A 17,427-nucleotide genomic window follows, 5' to 3' on the forward strand; every position below is an offset into this window, starting at 1 on the left:
GAGCCTCGGCGGCGGTGCGAACCGTTCGTGACGTGGGCGTTCACGGCGATTTCACTGCGTGACGGCCCGGGCGCCGGGCGCCGGCGGGCGTGAAGGCGGGGTGAAGAGGTCCCCGGCGGCCTGCGGGCCCGCCCGGCGGCAGCCCTAGGATGGCGGCCGGTCCGCTACGGGGAGGTACGGGGATGGCCAGCGGCAGCAGCACCGGTGGGGGCGGAGGCGGCAGGTTCGTCATCAAGCCGTGGGAACTGCACGGCGAGGGGCGGGAGTTCGAGAAGATCTCGCAGGACTTCGGGAAGGCCGCCACCGCCCTGGAGCAGTCGCTCGCCGCGCTCGGCAGCCCGTGGGGGCTGGACAAGCCGGGCAGCGGGTTCGCCGCCGTCTACAAGGACGCGCACGGGGGCCTGCTCGGCGGGCTGCGCGGGCTGGCCGGCCGGCTCGGCCAGGTCGGCTCGGGGCTGCACTCCATGGCCGAGCGGACCGCGGACGCGGACACCTCGGCCGCGACGGGCTTCGGCGGTGCGGCGGTGCCGGGCGGTGCGGTGGCGCCGGGCGGGAGGCCGGGCGCAACCCCGGCGGGCGGAAAGACCGTCCCCAAGGACATGCCGGCCTGACACCGGGCCCGCCGTGCCGTGCCGCCGCCCTCGGCGGACGGCACGCGACGGCCCGCACACCACGGCCGCACGGCGCGGGCTCCGCGGTTCCCGAGGCCCGCAGTACCGAAGTCCGCACGTCGACGTCCGCACCGTGCGGCCGGCGCGTCGAATTCCGCACGTCGAAGGGGGAGGCACGTGTCCCGGAAGCTGCCCGAGGAGCTGGCACCGGTCCTGGCCAGGACCGGTCACCAGTGGCCGCAGGCCGACGAGGACGGGCTGCGCAAGGCGGCCGGGCTCTGGCGCGAGTTCGGCGTCGAGGCCGAGCGCCTCGGCAAGCGCGGCGGCGACTCCGCCCGGAGGGTCGCCGGGGACAACTCCGGCCGTGCGGTGGAGGCCTTCGAGGCGTACTGGCAGGCGTTCAGCGGGAGCGGCAAGGGGCACCTGGACGACGCCCACTCCGCCACCGGCCTGGTCGCCGGCGCCTTCGACCAGGCCGCCCGGGCCGTCGACAGCTGCAAGGGCGACATCGTCGCCACCCTCACCGAGCTGGCCGCCGAGCTGAAGAAGGCCGAGGAGCAGGCGGCCAGGGCCAAGCAGGCCGCCGCCGAGGTCGCCGCCGCCACCACGACCACCAAGGACGCGACCGCCAAGGACGGCGGCGCCGCTCCGGGCGGCGTCTTCGGCGGGCTCCAGCAGGGCGTCAACGCCCTTGCGGGCAAGGTGCAGAACGCCGCCACCGAGAAGCTCGCCGAGGTGGCGGCGGCGGTCGCCGTCGAGGCCGCGAAGCTGAAGATCGGCGGGCTGCTGGACGAGCTCGGCCGGGCCATGAAGGAGGGGCTGAGCGGCACGCTCAAGGAGCCCGCCGTGGTCGCCCTGCTGCGCCTCGGCCCGGCCGGGGGCCCCGGTGGCGTCCGCCCGGCCTCGTACACCACCGGCCCCGGCGGTGCCTTCGACCCGGTGGCGGCCGGCCTGCCGGCGGCGCTCGGCGAGCCCGGTGTCCTCGGCGCGGGCGGTGCCGGGCTGGCGGTGCTGACCGGCAGCGACGGCAAGCCCGTGATCGGCGAGGACGGCAAGCCGGTGGTCGGCGTGCCGGGCCTGTCGGTGAAGGTGGACGGCGCGGGCAAGCCGGTGCTGGACGAGCACGGCAACCCGGTCATCGTCCGGGCCGACGGCACTCCGGTCGCCGACCCCGGCGGGCTGCTCGTCGTCCAGGGCGCGGACGGCAGGCCGGTGGTCGGGGTGGAGGACCTCACCGTGAAGCTCGACGAGCACGGGCGGCCGGTGCTCGGCAAGGACGGCCGGCCGGTGCTGACCGACAAGGACGGCAAGGAGGTCGTCGTACCGCTCTCCGACCTCGCGGCGGCCGGCCACGGGAACGGTCACGGGCCGGACGGCAGGCCGGGCGGCCCGCTCGCGGACGGGCCGGGCGCCGTGCTGCCGGGCACCCCGGGCGCCCCCGCGGCACCCGGGGCGGTGGTGCCGGGGGCCGGGCCGGACGACGTGGTGGTCATGGCCGGCGTGGACGGCGGCGGGCACGGCCGGGTCGCCGCCGCGGCGGGCTCCGACGGCCCGGGCGGCTCCGGCGGTCCCGGCGCGGACGCGTCCGGCACCGACGGCGGCCGGGCCCAGGTGCGGACCGGCCCGGTGACCGGTGGCGGCGACCGGACACCGCCGCCCGCCCAGGCGCACCACGGCGGCGGGAGCGGCGGCGGCCCGTCCGACGGGGACTACACCCTGGCGCCGGCCGTCCCGGCCCCGGCCTCGTACGCCGGCGGCGGCGGTGCGCCGGTCACCGTGCGGACCGACTCGGTGCTCGCCCCGCCCGCGCCCCCGGCACCCGCCTCGTACCCGCAGTACACGCCGGGGCCGGACGCGCCGTCGGGCGGGGGCTCCGCACACGGCGGCCCGTACGGCGGCAGCTCCTACACCGGCCCGTTCAACGTGCCGGTCGGGGCCGGGCCGGCCGGCGGGGGACCGGTCGGCCCGGCCCCGTTCACCGGCGGGGGCCCGTTCGCCGGCGGTCCGGCCGCCCCGGGCGGCTACGGAGTCGGCTCCCCGGCGGCCGGGCACGGCCCGGCGCCGTTCGGCGGCGGCGTCGGCGCGGGTGCGCCCGCGGGCGGCGTCCACCCGGGCACGTCGGGCACGTCGGTCACGCCGGGAGTGGCCGGCCCGGCCGGCCTGGTCGGCGTCCCGGTCGGCGCGGGCACCCCGGTGCCCGGCGCGTCCGGCGCGTCCGGCACCGCGGCGCCCGGACAGCACGCCGGCGCCGAGGGCCGCCCCGGCGCAGGCCCGCGCGCCGCCACCGGCGCCCCGCACCCCGTCACCGCCCCCGGCCCGCTGATCGTCCCGCCGCCCCCGGCCGCCCCGCCGGTCGTCGGCCCCGGCACCGCACGCCCCGAGTTCCACACCGACGACCACCGGCGCCGCCCCGACGGCTCCCCGGCCGAGGGCGGGACCGGGCTCGCCTGGGCCGCCGTCCCGGTCGCCACCGCCCACGCGATGGCCCTCCAGCTGGCCCTGCGCGCGCGGCGCGGCGCCGGCCCGGAGGAGCACGTGGTCCGGCTGCGGACCATCGCCGACAGCCGCCCGTACGGCCTGCCCGGCGGCCTCGCCCCGGTCGACCCCGAGCACCAGCGCGAGACCGAGCGCCGAGCGCCCCGCGACGCCGAGGGCCTGCCACTGCGCCACCCCGACCCGGCGGCCGGCGGCTGGGCCGAGGTCGTCAACGACGGCGGCCACCGCGGGCCCGGCCGGGCCAACAACAGCCTGGAGATCGCCCTCTCCGCCGTCGACACCTTCACCGGCCGCCCGACCTGCGCCGCCCCGCGCATCCCCACCGAGGGCGACGCGGGCGAGCGCGGCGGCCGCGACCGTGCCGAACGCGAACTCGGCGCGCCCTTCCGCGACCTCGGCGACGGCGGAACGGCCGTCGGCCGGCTGGCCGACGAACTGCGCCGGGCCGGCCACGGCTCCCAGGCCGTCCTGCTCACGCTGGACGGCTTCGGCCGCCCGCACGCCTGGAACGCCGTCAACCACAAGGACACCGTGACCTACCTCGACCACCAGGTCGGTCGCCAGGGCCCCGACCCCCTGCACGACTGTGCCCACGGCCTGTGGGCGATCGCCCTTGACCCCGACGGCCGCCCCCTCGACCTCGCCGCCCGCCGCCCCGACCTCACCACGGCCGCGGCCTCGTGACGTTCCGTCCGCCCGCCCCCCGGTGCCGCCCGCAGCCGGAACCGGGGCGGCTGCGCCGGGAGCGGCGCGTGCGATCCTGGCGGGCCGCCGGCGGCGTGCAGGGGGCCGGACCGGTGCCCCGGCGCCCGTCGGCCGGTTCGTTCGCGCGTCCGCGCGCCGATGTAAGGAGCTCCACCACGTGACCACCCGTGCGCAGGCGATCGAGGCCGCCCATCGCTGGATCAACGGCGAACTGCCGAGGGCTTCCGCCGACGGTTCCACCGGGAGCCGGCGGGTGCACTCGCACGAGTTCGAGCTGGGCTGGGTGGTCTGGGCGGAACCCTCGCCGGCGCGGATCGACCCGCTGACGGGGGAGCGGCGGGCACCCGAGGAGGTGGGGGCGGCGTGCGCGGTGGTGGACCGGGAGACCGGGCGGTTCACCGTCTGGCCGTCGGTGCCGGTGGACGAGGTGGTCGCGCTCTACCGGGACTTCCTCGGCGCGGGCTCCCACGACCCGGCCCGGCCGCCGGCCACCGGCCGCGGCACCCGGGCCGAGCTGACCTACCGGGACGGCCTCGGCGAGGTGCGCTCGCTGGCGCTGCGCTCGGCGCCCGGCCTGCCGCACCCGGCGCTGCGCGGCTGGTGGTGGCTGCGCGAACAGGGCGTGCGGGCGGAGGACGTGCTGTCCGTCCACACCGACCTGCGGCTGAGCGCGCTGCCGGGCGGCTACTGGGCGTACGCGCTGGCGGCCGAACTGCCGGACGTCCGGGTCGGGTTCGACCTGCCGTACGGGCCGTACTTCGAGCACCGGGCGGCGGCCGTCCGCGCCCTGCCGGCCGAGGCGTCCGGGGAGGGCGGGCCGGGGCGCAACCGGGTGCCGTTCCCGCGCGCCGTGCGGCCGCTGCCGGCCGAGCCGGACCAGGTGCTGGCGGCCGGGCTGGTGGAGCGGTTCGGCGCCGGCGGTGTCCGGCGCTTCGACCCGGCGGACGTCGCCCGGGCGGACCTGCCGGAGGACTCCGCCCGGGTCCTGCTGGCGGCCGGGGTGCCGGTGGCGGTCGAGGGCTTCTTCGCGCTGCACCACCCCGGGCCGGACGCGATCGCGGACGGCACCCGGCAGGGCACGGTGCTGCCGTCGCTGCCCGGTTACCTGGCGGAGGAGGGCCGCGGCACCAGGGTGGCCGAGCGGGAGCGGCTCGCGCTGGCCCCGCAACTGCTGCTCGGCACCGACGGCTGGGCGCTGGTCACGGTGGACACCGCCTGCGGTGCCGTCCGGGCGGTCGACCCCGACTACGCCACCGCCCGGCACTGCAACGACGGTCCGGCGTCGTTCGTCCGCTGCCTGGCGCTGTTCGCGGAGCGGCTGCCCGGGCTGCGCGGGCTCGACCCGTCGGCCGCCGGGGCCGCCGTCGACGCCCTTCAGCGCGGGCTCGCGGCGATCGACCCGACGGTCTTCGACGATCCGGAGAACTGGTGGGCCGTCATCGTCGAACAGCTCTGGGACGGCCTCCTGTGACGGCGCGGGCGCACACCTGCGTCCGGGTGACCTGTGGTGCGTCGCGGCCGGGGCGTGACGGGGGACGGGCGCACGCTGAGGGGAACCGACAGCACTGTCGGATTGTCAGATCATTTTGACGATTCTTTCGCCGACCCCCGACGATCCCCGAGTGTCCGCACCCACCGGGCGCCCGAGACAGAGCTGGAGCCCCGCCGCCGTGACCACCCCGCCCCGCGCCGCCCGCACGGCCGTGCTCGCCGCCCTCGCGGTGCTGGCCGCCGGCTGCGCCGCCTCCCCGGGGCTGCGCGCCCGGCCGGCCGCCGCCCAGCCGGTCTGCGCCGGGCCGGTGGTGATCGGCCACCGGGGCGCGCCGCTCGACGCCCCCGAGAACACCATGGCCTCCTTCGAGAAGGCCCTCCAGCAGGGCGCCGACTGGCTGGAGACCGACGTCCAGACCACCCGGGACGGCGTCCCGGTGCTGATGCACGACGCCAGCGTGGACCGCACCACCAACGGCAAGGGCGCGATCGCCGACCTGACCGCCGCCCAGATCGCCGGGCTGCGGGTGACCGTCGGCCCCGGCCCGGCCGAGCCGGTGCCGACCCTGGAGGAGCTGCTGAAGCGGCTCAGCGGCACCACCGTCACGCTGCTGATGGAGATCAAGTGGCAGCGGGCCGAGGACGTCGCCCGGATTGCGAGGATCGCGGCCGGCAGCAGCGCCCGGGTCTTCCTGTACTCGTTCTCCGCCGAGCACCTGCGCCAGGCCCACGCCGCCGCCCCCGCACTGCCGGTGGTGCTCATCCAGGGCACCAACATCTCCGAGGACCCGGGCGACCTGCCGCTGCGCGGCATCGCCCTGGACGCCACGCTGGCCACCGCCTCCCGGATCGCCGCCGAGCGCAAGGCCGGCCGCGAGGTCTACGTCTGGACGCTGGACGACGACGAGTCCTGGCAGCTGATGACCGAGCGGGACGCCGACGGCCTGATCACCGACACCCCCGGCCGGGCCCGCCGCTGGGCCGACGCCAACTGCCGCACCGAGCGGCCGGTGGCCCCGCGCGGCGCCCGCGTGCACTGAGCGCAGCCCGCGTGCACTGATGAGCGGCGCCCGCGTGAACTGAGCGCAGCCCCGCGCGGTCCGGGACGCGACCCGGCCGACCGGGACCGGACGGTCCGGACCAGCACGGATACCGTCGTGCCAGGTCTGCCCGGAGGCCGGATCGCGTAGCGTGGAGGGTTATGCGACTCGGTGTGCTCGACGTAGGTTCCAACACGGTCCACTTCCTGGTGGTGGACGCCCATCCCGGGGCCGCCCCGCTGCCCGCGTACTCCCACAAGGCCGAGCTGCGGCTGGCCGAACTCCTCGACGAGCAGGGTGCGATAAGCGCACCCGGGGTGGACAGGCTGATCGGCATGGTCGCCTCCTCGCTGCGGGTCGCCGAGGACAAGGGCGTCGTCGACATCCTGCCGTTCGCCACCTCCGCCGTCCGGGAGGCAGCCAACGGCGAGGACGTGATCCGCCGGGTCGCCGAGGAGACCGGCGTCGAGCTCCGGGTGCTCTCCGGGCAGGACGAGGCCCGGCTCACCTTCCTGGCCGTCCGCCGCTGGTTCGGCTGGTCCTCCGGCCGGCTGCTCAACCTCGACATCGGCGGCGGCTCGCTGGAGATCGCCTGCGGGCTGGACGAGCAGCCCGACGTCGCCTGTTCGCTGCCGCTCGGCGCCGGCCGGCTCACCGGCCGCTGGCTGCCCGGCGACGTCGCCGACCCGGAGGAGCTGCGCGGGCTCAGACGCCACATCCGCGCCGAGATGGCCGCCGCGGTCGGCGAGATCGCCCGGCTGGGCGCCCCGGACCACGCCGTCGCCACCTCCAAGACCTTCAAGCAGCTCGCCCGGATGACCGGCGCGGCCCCCGCCGACGCCGGCCCGTACACGGACCGGCGGCTCACCCGCAGCGGCCTCTCCGCCTGGCTGCCCCGGCTCTCCACGATGACCGTCGCCGAACGGGCGCAGATCCCCGGTGTCTCCGAGGGCCGTGCCAAGCAGCTGCTGGCCGGGGCGCTGGTCGCCGACGCCGCGATGGACCTCTTCGGCCTGGAGGAGCTGGACGTCTGCCCGTGGGCGCTGCGCGAGGGCATCATCCTGCGCCGTCTGGACACCATGGACAGCCCCGCCGACCGCCGCCGCCCCGCCCTCACCACCTGAGGGCCGCTCCCCGTTCCGGGCGCGGTCCGCTTACGCTGTCTCCCGTGGCGCAACCAGCGGGCGAGGACGGGACGCAGGAGAGCCGCGCACCCGGGGACGGGCAGCCGCGGCCGGACGCACCGCGCCGCACGCGCCCGGACGGCGGGCCGGAGGCCGGGGAGGGCCCGGACGGTGGCGCCACGGGCCGCTCCCGGAAGCTCGGCAAGGCGGTGAAGGGCGTCCGGGCGGCCAAGGCGGCCAAGGCGGCGACCGCCGCCAAGACCGCGGCGGCGAAGAAGGCCACCGGCGGGGCCGCCCGGAAGGCCGTGAAGAAGGCGGTGCGCAAGGCCGTGCCGCAGGGCGCGGCGGACGGCCCGGCCCGGCAGGCGAAGCCGGGGGCCCCGGAGCAGCCCGCCCCTAAGCAGCCCGCTCCCAACCAGCCCGCCCCCGACCAGCCCGCCCCCCGGAAGCCGGTGGCCAAGGCCCCCACCGCCCAGGCGCGGCGCGAGACGCGGACCGCACGGGCCGCCGGGGCGGCCAAGGCCGCCGTGCAGTCGGTGAAGTCCGTCAAGTCCGCCCGGCAGGCCGCCGGCCGGACGGCCCCGCTGCTGCGCACCACCGACCGGCTGGTGCTGCCCCCGCACCCGGCCCTGCACATCCCCGACACCAAGGTCGTCCTCTCCACCGCCTCCGTCTACCCGGCCAACACCGCCGTCGGCTTCGAGCTGGCCGCCAAGCTCGGCTACGACGGAGTCGAGGTGATGGTCTGGAACGACCCGGTCAGCCAGGACATCGAGGCGCTGCGCCGGCTCTCCGACATCCACCGGATGCCGATCCTGGCCGTCCACGCGCCCTGCCTGCTGATCACCCAGCGGGTCTGGACCACCGACCCGTGGACCAAGCTGGTCCGGGCCCGGGCGGCGGCCGAGAAGCTCGGCGCGAGCGCCGTCGTCGTCCACCCGCCGTTCCGCTGGCAGCGGCAGTACGCGCGCGAGTTCGTCGAGGGCGTCAACCGGATGGCGGGCGAGACCGACGTCCGCTTCGCCGTCGAGAACATGTACCCGTGGCGCTACCGCGACCGCGAGATGCTCGCGTACGCCCCCGGCTGGGACGTCACCGAGGAGGAGTACCGGCACTTCACCATCGACCTCTCGCACGCCGCCACCTCCCGGATCGACGCCCTCGACATGGTCGAGCGGATGGGTGACCGGCTGGCCCACATCCACCTCGCCGACGGCAGCGGCTCCGGCAAGGACGAGCATCTGATCCCCGGCCGCGGCAAGCAGCCCTGCGCCGAGCTGCTGGAGCACCTGGCCAGGACCGGCTTCGACGGCCACGTGGTGCTGGAGGTCAACACCCGGCGCTCCGCGTCCCCCGCCGAACGCGAGGCCGACCTCGCCGAGGCGCTCGCCTTCACCCGCCTGCACCTGGCCACCCCCGCCCGCGTACGCTGAGGACGAACTGCCGCACCAAGGGGGAGACATGACGGAAGCGAAGGACTACCGGGAGCTCGCCAAGTCCTTCGGCGGCGTGGCCGCCGAGTACGACCGGGCCCGGCCCTCGTACCCGGACGAGCTGTTCGACGAGCTGGAGCGCCTGGCCGGCCGCAGCCTCAAGGGCGCCCGGGTGCTGGACGTCGGCGCGGGCACCGGCATCTCCACCCGGCTGCTGGCCGGCCGCGGCGCCGACGTCGTCGCCGTGGAGCCCAACGACGGCATGGGCGCCCAGTTCCTGGCCTCCTCGCCCGGCCTGCCGCTGGTCCGGGGGACCGGCGACGAGCTGCCCTTCCACGACCACTCGGCCGACCTCGTCACCTACGCCCAGGCCTTCCACTGGACCCGTGCCGAGCGGTCGGTCCCCGAGGCGATCCGCGTGCTGCGCCCCGGCGGCGCCCTCGCCACCTGGTGGAACGTGAAGGACTCCGAGGTCAGGTGGGTCCGGGCGATGGGCGAGCGGCTGGGCGCGGCGCTGCCCGGCGTCTACCACGGCTACGGCAAGGTCAACGAGATCGTGGGCCACCTCGCCCCGTACGGCCTGGAGGTCGGCACCGCCGTGCTGCGCTGGGACCGCCGGGTCACCGTCGACCACGTGATCACCGACCTCACCTCGCGCTCCTACCTGGCCTCCCTCACCCCCGAGCGGCGGGAGCCGCTGCTGGCCGTCGAGCGCGAGGCCCTGCTGGCCGAGTTCCCGGACGGCTGGGTGGTCGAGCCGTACGTCCTCGACCTGACGGTGGCCCGCACCCCGCGCTGACCGCATCGCGGACGCGGCGTCCACCGCCCGGACGGCGGGCGTAGGCTCGGAAGACACAGCGGTCGCCGCACCCTCCCTACCGGCGGCGCCGCCAGCAGCCTCCGAAGGAGTCGAGCACAGTGCCCGAGCTGAAGTCCCGTACGGTCACCCACGGTCGCAACATGGCAGGCGCCCGGGCGCTTCTCCGGGCCGCAGGCGTAGCCCGCGAGGACTTCGGCAAGCCGATCATCGCGGTCGCCAACTCCTTCACCGAGTTCGTTCCGGGCCACACCCACCTCCAGCCGGTCGGCCGGATCGTCTCCGAGGCGATCAAGCAGGCGGGCGGCATCCCCCGCGAGTTCAACACCATCGCGGTGGACGACGGCATCGCGATGGGCCACAGCGGCATGCTCTACTCGCTGCCCTCGCGCGACCTGATCGCCGACTCCGTGGAGTACATGGTCAACGCGCACTGCGCCGACGCCCTGATCTGCATCTCCAACTGCGACAAGATCACCCCGGGCATGCTGATGGCCGCGCTGCGGCTCAACATCCCGACCGTCTTCGTCTCCGGCGGCCCGATGGAGGCCGGCAAGGCGACCCTGGTCGACGGCACCGTGCGCAAGCTCGACCTGGTCGACGCGATCTCCCAGGCGGTGAACGAGAACGTCTCCGACGAGGACATCGCGATCATCGAGGAGAACGCCTGTCCGACCTGCGGGTCCTGCTCGGGCATGTTCACCGCCAACTCGATGAACTGCCTCACCGAGGCGATCGGCCTCTCCCTGCCCGGCAACGGCTCGGTGCTCGCCACCCACACCGCCCGCAAGGAGCTCTACGAGCGGGCCGGCCGGACCGTCGTCGAGATCACCGAGCGCCACTACCACCAGGACGACTACTCCGTCCTGCCGCGCTCGATCGCCACCCGCGCCGCCTTCGAGAACGCCGTGGCCCTCGACATCGCCATGGGCGGCTCGACCAACACCATCCTGCACCTGCTCGCCGCCGCCCAGGAGGCCGAGCTGGACTTCGACATGCGGGCCATCGACGCGATCTCCCGCAAGGTCCCCTGCCTCTCCAAGGTCGCGCCCAACGGCTCGTACTACATGGAGGACGTGCACCGGGCCGGCGGCATCCCCGCCATCCTCGGCGAGCTGTACCGCGGCGGCCAGCTCAACGAGGACGTGCACACCGTCCACTCCGACTCGCTCGCCGAGTGGCTGAAGACCTGGGACGTCCGCGGCGGCTCGCCGTCCGCCGAGGCCGTCGAGCTCTGGCACGCCGCCCCCGGCTGCGTCCGCTCCGCCGAGGCGTTCTCGCAGTCCGAGCGCTGGGAGTCGCTGGACACCGACGCGGCCAAGGGCTGCATCCGCAGCGTCGAGCACGCCTACTCGGTCGAGGGCGGCCTCGCCGTGCTGTACGGCAACCTCGCCGAGGACGGCTGCATCGTGAAGACCGCCGGCGTGGACGAGTCGATCTGGACCTTCAGCGGCCCGGCCGTCGTGGTCGAGTCCCAGGAGGACGCCGTCGACGCGATCCTCACCAAGCGGATCAAGGAGGGCGACGTCGTCGTCATCCGCTACGAGGGCCCCAAGGGCGGCCCGGGCATGCAGGAGATGCTCTACCCGACGTCGTTCCTGAAGGGCCGCGGCCTCGGCAAGGCCTGCGCCCTGGTCACCGACGGCCGCTTCTCCGGCGGCACGTCCGGCCTCTCGATCGGCCACGCCTCCCCGGAGGCCGCGTCCGGCGGCACCATCGCCCTGGTCGAGGACGGCGACATCATCGCCATCGACATCCCCGGCCGGAAGATCTCCCTGGAGGTCTCCTTCGAGGAGCTGCACGAGCGTCGGCTGAAGCTGGAGGCCGAGGGCGGCTACAAGCCGAAGAACCGCGACCGCCAGGTCAGCCAGGCCCTGCGCGCCTACGCCGCGATGGCCACCTCCGCCGACAAGGGCGCCGTCCGCGACGTCTCCAAGCTGGGCTGACACGCACCACGCACCACGCACCACGAGGAGCCGTTCCGCCTGGCGGGACGGCTCCTCCGCGTCGGCATCGCGCCGGGTGATAATCGGCCGTGTGACCGAGCACCCCACCCCCGCCCCCAAGCCCGCCGGCGCCCCCGAGCCGGAGCCGATCCGCTGGTTCGGCACCAGCTGGGCCGGGCGCGGCAGCGACTACTGGCTGCGCCGGGCCGTCGTGCCGATCGGCGCCCTGCTGGCCACCGCGGCCGCGGCCCTCGTCCTGCGGCTGGCCGTCGACGGCGTCCGGCTCTCCGACAACGCGGGCTTCGTCAACGGGCTGCTGCTGGCCGCCGTCGCGATCTGCTCCTGCCTCTCCGGCCTGCGCAGCTGGAAGCTGTTCACCGAGGGCAAGGACCAGCTGACCGGCTGGATGGCCGAGGAGAAGTCGCTCGGTGCGGTCTGGATCATCGGCGGGGTCGGTGCGCTGTTCGCCTACTTCCTCCGCAGCCTGGTCGAGGCGCCCGGCGAGGCCGACAAGCGCGCCCGCCACGAGCGGGCCACCGTCGCCCACCAGCGCCGCCAGGCCGGCCGCAGCGGCCGGCCCGACGGCAGGGCGCCGGGCCGGGGCAGGCGCAGGCGCTGAGCGTCAGTTGCGGCTGATCCTGCCGCAGTCCTGGTTGTCCGCGAGGTCCTTGGTGCGGTCGTACGGGTCGGTGGCGGGGCCGGTCGGCTCCGCCGTCGACCCGGGCGGGCGCGTCGCGAACTGGTCGAACTGCGGGTGGTAGTAGCCGTCGTTGATGTCGCAGGCCGAGTTGCCGGCGTCCGACTGGGTCTTGGAGAAGACCAGCTTCTTCGGATTGACCCGGTAGCGCGCCGGGTCGTAGAAGCGGAAGGTGTCCACGCGCCGCACGATCGTGCGGGTGGTCCAGGTGTCACCGGCGACGTCGGCGGCCGGCACCGTCCAGCCCGCGGGCTTGGGGCCGCCGCCGTCACCGGCCGGCGGCTGCGGGGCCGAGGGCCGGGGCGTGGCCGGCTTCGGGGAGGCCGCCCGCTTGCCCGCCTCCGGGCCCGGCCGCAGCGCGTACACGTACGTGAAGTCGGTGTGCACCAGCACGCCCTTGTCGCCGTCGCCCTCGACGGTGATCAGGCCCTGCATCTTGACGGTGTCGGAGACCGGGATCGCGTCGCGCGGATCGAAGCGGCTGAACCAGGCCGTCGGGTCGCTCTCCGAGGACGGCTTGGTCAGGGCGGCCCTGGCGTTGTCCTGCTCCTCGCGGTCCAGCATCGCCAGCGCGGCGTCGGGCGTCCCGCCGGCGACCACCTTCGGGTCCAGGTTGGCGGCCGCCAGGTAGTCCTTCACCAGCTTGACCTGGGCGGCCACCTGCTCGGCGTCGAACACCCCGATCGGGCCGGGGGCCTGGGCCGGAGCGAAGGCGTCCACGGAGGACGGCCAGCCCTCGGCGGGGGAGCCGGCCCACGGGTGGTCGACGGTCGGCTGCTGCGGGTCGAGCGTCGGCGGGGCGGCGGTCGGCCGGGCGGTCTCCGGGGCCACCGTCGGCACCGCCGACGCGGCGGCCGGGTGGTCGGAGGCGTAGCCGAAGTGCGTCGAGTACCAGAACTTCAGGCTGTCCAGGTTCAACGCCGCCAGCAGCACCGTGATGGTGAGCAGCACGTACAACGGCGTGCGCCACTCCAGCCGGCGGCGCGGAACCGGGTTGCCCCAGGGGTCGGCGGCGGCCGGCTTCGGCTTGCGGCCGAAACGCTTCGCCCGTCCCGGGCCGTCGTTCACCGAGCGGCGGCCGCCCGGGTCGACCGGCGGGGTGTGCTTCCACTGTGCGGCGAGCATCCGGGTGCGGGCCGCCTGCTCCTTCACGGTGGCGCCCTTGACGAACTCGTCGTCCAGGACGAGTTCGTCGAACGGGTCCTTCCCGCCCGCTCCGGACGGGTCCGCCCCGTCCGGGTTCCGGCCCTCGGACGGGCGCGGTTCTGGATCTTCGGCTATCGGCATCGAGCCAGTATGCCGACGGGGTGTGACGAGTCCCTGATCGGGGGCACATCATGTGGTGAACTCGTGTTCGGTGTGCGGTGATCACCCCTTTTTGTCCTGGTCCGGACGGTCCGTCACTCCTTGCCGCGGGCCTGCTTCACCGAGCCGACCACGCCCGCCACCGCCAGCAGCACGCCGGCCGGCAGCAGCGAGAGGAAGAACGCGCCGAACAGGCCCGCGTCGCCGAGGACCATCTGCGCCAGTGTGTTCAGCACCAGCAGGCCCCCGGCCGCCGGCAGCGCCGACTGCCACGGGTGCTCGGCCACCCACTTGCGCAGCCGCCGGTCGCCGGTGTCGCGCCGCAGCCGGCCACCGACCGTGCCGACCAGGAAGAAGAAGAACAGGGCCCAGCCGGCCGGACCGGCCAGCATGCTCAGCGACCAGTGCCCGGTGATCGCATCGATCCCCAGGGCCGTCGCCCCCACCAGTGCACCGACACCCGCGGCCGTCCGCCACGGCCCCACCGTCGCGGCGGCGACGGCGGCTTGCCGGTTCTCACGTCGGGACATCTCTCCGTGTGCCATACGTCCACGGTGCGCCCGGGAACAGCGGCGGGCCATAGGGGAGAACCCCGAGTTTCTCCCTAGGGTCCGCCTTCCCCCGGTGTTCCGGGCTTCCGCTCCGTGGACGGTCCGGCCCCGGGCGGGCGCGCGGTGCGAGGATGGCGGCAGGAACGGATGCAAGGAGCGGGCATGGGCAGCGCAGCGGCGCACGGGCAGAAGATCGCCTTCCTCGGCACGGGCAAGATCGGGGAGGCCCTGCTCTCCGGACTGCTGCGGGCCGGGAAGGACCCGGCCGACGTCGTGGTGACCGCCCGCCGTCCGGAGCGGGCCGCCGAGCTGGCCGCGAAGTACGGCGTCGGCGTGGTCGGCAACAGCGAGGCCGCCAAGCTCGCGGACACCCTGATCCTCGCGGTGAAGCCGCAGGACATGGGCACCCTGCTGGACGAGCTGGCGCCGCACGTCAGCCCGGACCGGCTGGTGATCTCGGCGGCGGCCGGCATCCCCACCGCGTGGTTCGAGGACCGGCTCGCGGCCGGCACCCCGGTGGTCCGGGTGATGCCCAACACGCCCGTCCTGGTGGACGAGGGGATGAGCGTGATCTCCGGCGGCTCGCACGCCACCGAGGCACACCTGGAGCGGGCCGAGGAGATCTTCCGCTCGGTCGGCAAGGCGCTGCGGCTGCCGGAGTCGCAGCAGGACGCGGCCACCGCGCTCTCCGGCTCCGGCCCGGCGTACTTCTATTTCCTGGTCGAGGCGATGACGGACGCGGGCATCCTGCTCGGCCTGCCCCGGCACGTGGCGCACGACCTGATCGTGCAGTCCGCGATCGGCGCCTCGGTGATGCTGCGGGACTCCGGCGAGCACCCGGTGAAGCTGCGCGAGGCGGTCACCTCGCCCGCCGGCACCACCATCGCGGCCATCCGCGAGCTGGAGAACCACGGGGTCCGGGCCGCGCTGCTCGGCGCCCTGGAGGCGGCCCGGGACCGCTCCCGGGAGCTGGCCTCCGGCGGGAAGTGAGCACCCCGTAGGCTCGAACGCATGGCCTACGACCTGGTGATCTTCGACAACGACGGTGTCCTGGTGGACAGCGAGCCGCTCTCCAACCGGCTGCTCGCCGGGTACCTGACCGAGCTCGGGTACCCGACCACGACCGAGGACTCGTACCGGGACTTCATGGGCACCGCCGCGCACCGGGTCCACGACGTGATCGCCGAGCGGTACGACGGCGCGAAGCTGCCCGACGGCTTCGACGAGCTGTACCACGGCCGGGTGTTCGCCGCGTTCGGCGCCGAGCTGACGGCCGTCCGGGGCGCGGAGGCGCTGCTGAAGGAGCTTCAGCAGCGCGCCGTCCCCTACTGCCTGGCCTCCTCGGCGCACCACGACTGGATCCGCACCGCCCTGGACGTCACCGGCCTGCGCGAGTACCACGCGGAGGAGCGGATCTTCAGCGCCCAGGACGTCGGCGTCGGCAAGCCCGCGCCCGACCTCTTCCTGCACGCCGCCCGCACCCTGGGCGTCGACCCGGCCCGCTGCCTGGTGCTGGAGGACAGCCCCAACGGCGTGCTGGCCGCCCGCGCGGCCGGGATGGACGTGTACGGCTACACCGCCCTCACCGACCCGGCGAAGCTGACCGCCGCCGGCGCCACCGGGCTGATCGCCGACCTGGCGGAGGTGCCCGCCCTGCTGGGCTGAGGCCGGCCCGGTCGCGCGCACCCCCTCCCCAAAAGCCGTGCCACCCCCTACGCTCTCGCCAACATCGTCGTACCGGCCAGTAGCGAGGTCCGTGTGAGCACCGCGATACCCCCTCGGCTGCGGCAGGCCAGAGCCGCGCTGGCCGCGAGCTTCCTGCTCCAGGGCATCACGTTCGCCCTGCTGGTCACCTGCATCCCCGAGCTGCAGGACCGGTACGGGCTCAGCGACGCGCTGCTGCCGGTCTTCCTGGCCGCCGTGCCGGTCCTGGCCGGGGTGGGCTCGATCGTCTCCGAGCAGCTGGTGAAGCGCACCGGCGCGCGGGCCGTGCTGCGGGTGGTCCAGCCCGCCGTCTGCCTCAGCCTGGCCGGCGCCGGGCTGGGCGGAACGCTCTGGCAACTCGCCCTCGCGCTGGGCGTGTTCGGACTGCTGGTCGGCGCGCTGGACGCCAGTATGAACATGCTCGGGGTGGGCCTCCAGCACCGCTACGGCCGCTCGGTCATGCTCGGCTTCCATGCCGCGTTCAGCCTCGGCGGCATCGTCGGCGCGGCCGTCGCCGGCCTGGGCTCGCACTACGACCTCGGCCTGCCCGTCCTGTTCGGGACGGCCGCGGCCGTGATCGCCCCGCTCGCGGTGCTGGCGGGCGCCCGCTTCGCCGGGCCCGCCGAACTCGGCGACGCCGTTCGGGAGGCCGCCGAGGCCGCCGCCCGGTCCGTCCCGTGGCGGCCGCTGCTGCCGCTCTGCCTGGCGATGGTCTTCGCCTACATCGCCGACTCCTCGGTCTCCAACTACAGCGTCAAGTACCTCGCCGACGGCCTGGGCAGCCCCGAGGACGTCGCCAAGCTCTCCTACCTCGGCTACATGGTGGCGATGCTGCTCGGCCGCGCGGTCGGCGACCGCGCGGTGCAGCGCTGGGGCGCCGTCCCGGTGGTCCGCGGCGGTGCCGCGCTGGCCGCACTGGGCTTCGCCGTGGCTGCCGCCGCGCCCGGCGCCGGGGCCGGGATCGCCGGGTTCACCGTGCTCGGCTTCGGGATCTGCGCGATCATCCCGCAGGTCTTCGCGGCCGGCGGGCGGCTCTTCCCGGCCGACTCGGACGCCGCCGTGGCCCGGCTCAACCTCTTCAACTACGTCGGCTTCCTGATCGGTTCGCCGCTGGTCGGGGCGATCGCCGACGCCGGTTCGTACCGCTGGGCGCTGCTCGCCCCGATGCTGCTGGTGCTGGCCGTGCTGCCGCTCGCCGGCCGGTTCTCCCCGGTGCCCGCACCCGCCCCGGCGGAGGGGAGGGGCTCGGCGGAGCTCGTCCAGTGACTCCTGCATCAGCGCCCTGGCCCGGGTGAACCAGTCCGCCAGGACGGCGACCTCGTCCGGCGTGCAGTCGGCGAAGAGCGCGCCGATCCGCTCGTAGAACGGGCCGTAGACCTGGAGGATGCGCTCCTGCGCGCCCTCCTCCATCACCACCCGGACCCGGCGGCGGTCGGCCGGGTCGGCCTCCCGGCGGGCGTAGCCGGCCTTCTCCAGCCGGTTGAGTACTCCCGTCGCGGCCTCCGCG

Annotated in this window: 14 protein-coding genes; 12 read left to right on the plus strand and 2 right to left on the minus strand. The window is 75.5% G+C overall.

The features are described 5' to 3' along the window. Positions 1-182 precede the first annotated feature (182 nt). The 9 genes from C2142_RS21940 to C2142_RS21980 all read left to right on the plus strand — a co-directional run bounded on the left by C2142_RS21940 (position 183) and on the right by C2142_RS21980 (position 12,282). Positions 183-611 carry a hypothetical protein gene (locus C2142_RS21940; RefSeq protein ID WP_148644237.1) on the plus strand — a complete coding sequence of 143 codons (429 nt, stop codon included), beginning with the start codon at positions 183-185 and terminating at the stop codon, positions 609-611. Between the two features lie 177 nt (positions 612-788). After that, positions 789-3,791, plus strand: a complete 3,003-nt coding sequence (locus C2142_RS21945) for a toxin glutamine deamidase domain-containing protein (protein WP_148644238.1) — start codon at positions 789-791, stop codon at positions 3,789-3,791. Positions 3,792-3,969: 178 nt separating this feature from the next. Then, positions 3,970-5,283, plus strand: coding sequence for an SUKH-4 family immunity protein (locus C2142_RS21950; protein ID WP_148644239.1), 1,314 nt, complete (start codon positions 3,970-3,972; stop codon positions 5,281-5,283). Between the two features lie 199 nt (positions 5,284-5,482). Next, a complete protein-coding gene (locus tag C2142_RS21955) occupies positions 5,483-6,343 on the plus strand; it encodes a glycerophosphodiester phosphodiesterase (RefSeq protein WP_148644240.1) in 861 nt (286 codons plus the stop codon). A 161-nt stretch (positions 6,344-6,504) separates the two neighbouring features. Further along, positions 6,505-7,467: a Ppx/GppA phosphatase family protein gene (locus C2142_RS21960; protein ID WP_148644241.1), complete on the plus strand. Its 963-nt coding sequence runs from the start codon at positions 6,505-6,507 to the stop codon at positions 7,465-7,467. Positions 7,468-8,096: 629 nt separating this feature from the next. Next, positions 8,097-8,900 carry a sugar phosphate isomerase/epimerase gene (locus C2142_RS21965; protein ID WP_174315721.1) on the plus strand — a complete coding sequence of 268 codons (804 nt, stop codon included), beginning with the start codon at positions 8,097-8,099 and terminating at the stop codon, positions 8,898-8,900. A 28-nt stretch (positions 8,901-8,928) separates the two neighbouring features. Continuing rightward, the gene (locus C2142_RS21970) at positions 8,929-9,699 is read left to right on the plus strand and encodes a class I SAM-dependent methyltransferase (protein WP_148644242.1); all 771 of its coding nucleotides are present in this window, start codon (positions 8,929-8,931) and stop codon (positions 9,697-9,699) included. A gap of 119 nt (positions 9,700-9,818) precedes the next feature. Further along, positions 9,819-11,663 carry a dihydroxy-acid dehydratase gene (gene ilvD / locus C2142_RS21975; RefSeq protein WP_148644243.1) on the plus strand — a complete coding sequence of 615 codons (1,845 nt, stop codon included), beginning with the start codon at positions 9,819-9,821 and terminating at the stop codon, positions 11,661-11,663. A 91-nt stretch (positions 11,664-11,754) separates the two neighbouring features. Beyond that, a complete protein-coding gene (locus C2142_RS21980; RefSeq protein WP_148644244.1) occupies positions 11,755-12,282 on the plus strand; it encodes an EamA/RhaT family transporter in 528 nt (175 codons plus the stop codon). A 3-nt stretch (positions 12,283-12,285) separates the two neighbouring features. Here the strand turns inward: C2142_RS21980 and C2142_RS21985 are convergent, their stop codons facing one another. Together C2142_RS21985 and C2142_RS21990 are read right to left on the minus strand one after the other, a co-directional pair. Beyond that, a complete protein-coding gene (locus C2142_RS21985) occupies positions 12,286-13,647 on the minus strand; it encodes a hypothetical protein (RefSeq protein WP_148644245.1) in 1,362 nt (453 codons plus the stop codon). A gap of 113 nt (positions 13,648-13,760) precedes the next feature. Beyond that, entirely contained in the window at positions 13,761-14,195 is a 435-nt protein-coding gene (locus C2142_RS21990) for a hypothetical protein (RefSeq protein WP_148644246.1), read from the minus strand. 183 nt (positions 14,196-14,378) lie between these two features. Between C2142_RS21990 and proC the strand changes: the two genes are divergently transcribed. The 3 genes from proC (at position 14,379) to C2142_RS22005 (ending at position 17,186) form a co-directional block, all read left to right on the plus strand. Beyond that, positions 14,379-15,206 carry a pyrroline-5-carboxylate reductase gene (gene proC, locus C2142_RS21995; RefSeq protein WP_148644247.1) on the plus strand — a complete coding sequence of 276 codons (828 nt, stop codon included), beginning with the start codon at positions 14,379-14,381 and terminating at the stop codon, positions 15,204-15,206. 21 nt (positions 15,207-15,227) lie between these two features. Beyond that, positions 15,228-15,881: an HAD family hydrolase gene (locus C2142_RS22000; protein ID WP_148644248.1), complete on the plus strand. Its 654-nt coding sequence runs from the start codon at positions 15,228-15,230 to the stop codon at positions 15,879-15,881. Positions 15,882-15,974: 93 nt separating this feature from the next. Continuing rightward, on the plus strand, positions 15,975-17,186 hold the full coding sequence (locus C2142_RS22005) for an MFS transporter (RefSeq protein ID WP_241002717.1): 1,212 nt from the start codon (positions 15,975-15,977) through the stop codon (positions 17,184-17,186). The last annotated feature ends 241 nt before the right edge of the window (positions 17,187-17,427 follow it).

Origin of the sequence: Streptomyces sp. CB01881, assembly GCF_002953255.1 — a bacterium.
Lineage (GTDB): Bacteria > Actinomycetota > Actinomycetes > Streptomycetales > Streptomycetaceae > Kitasatospora.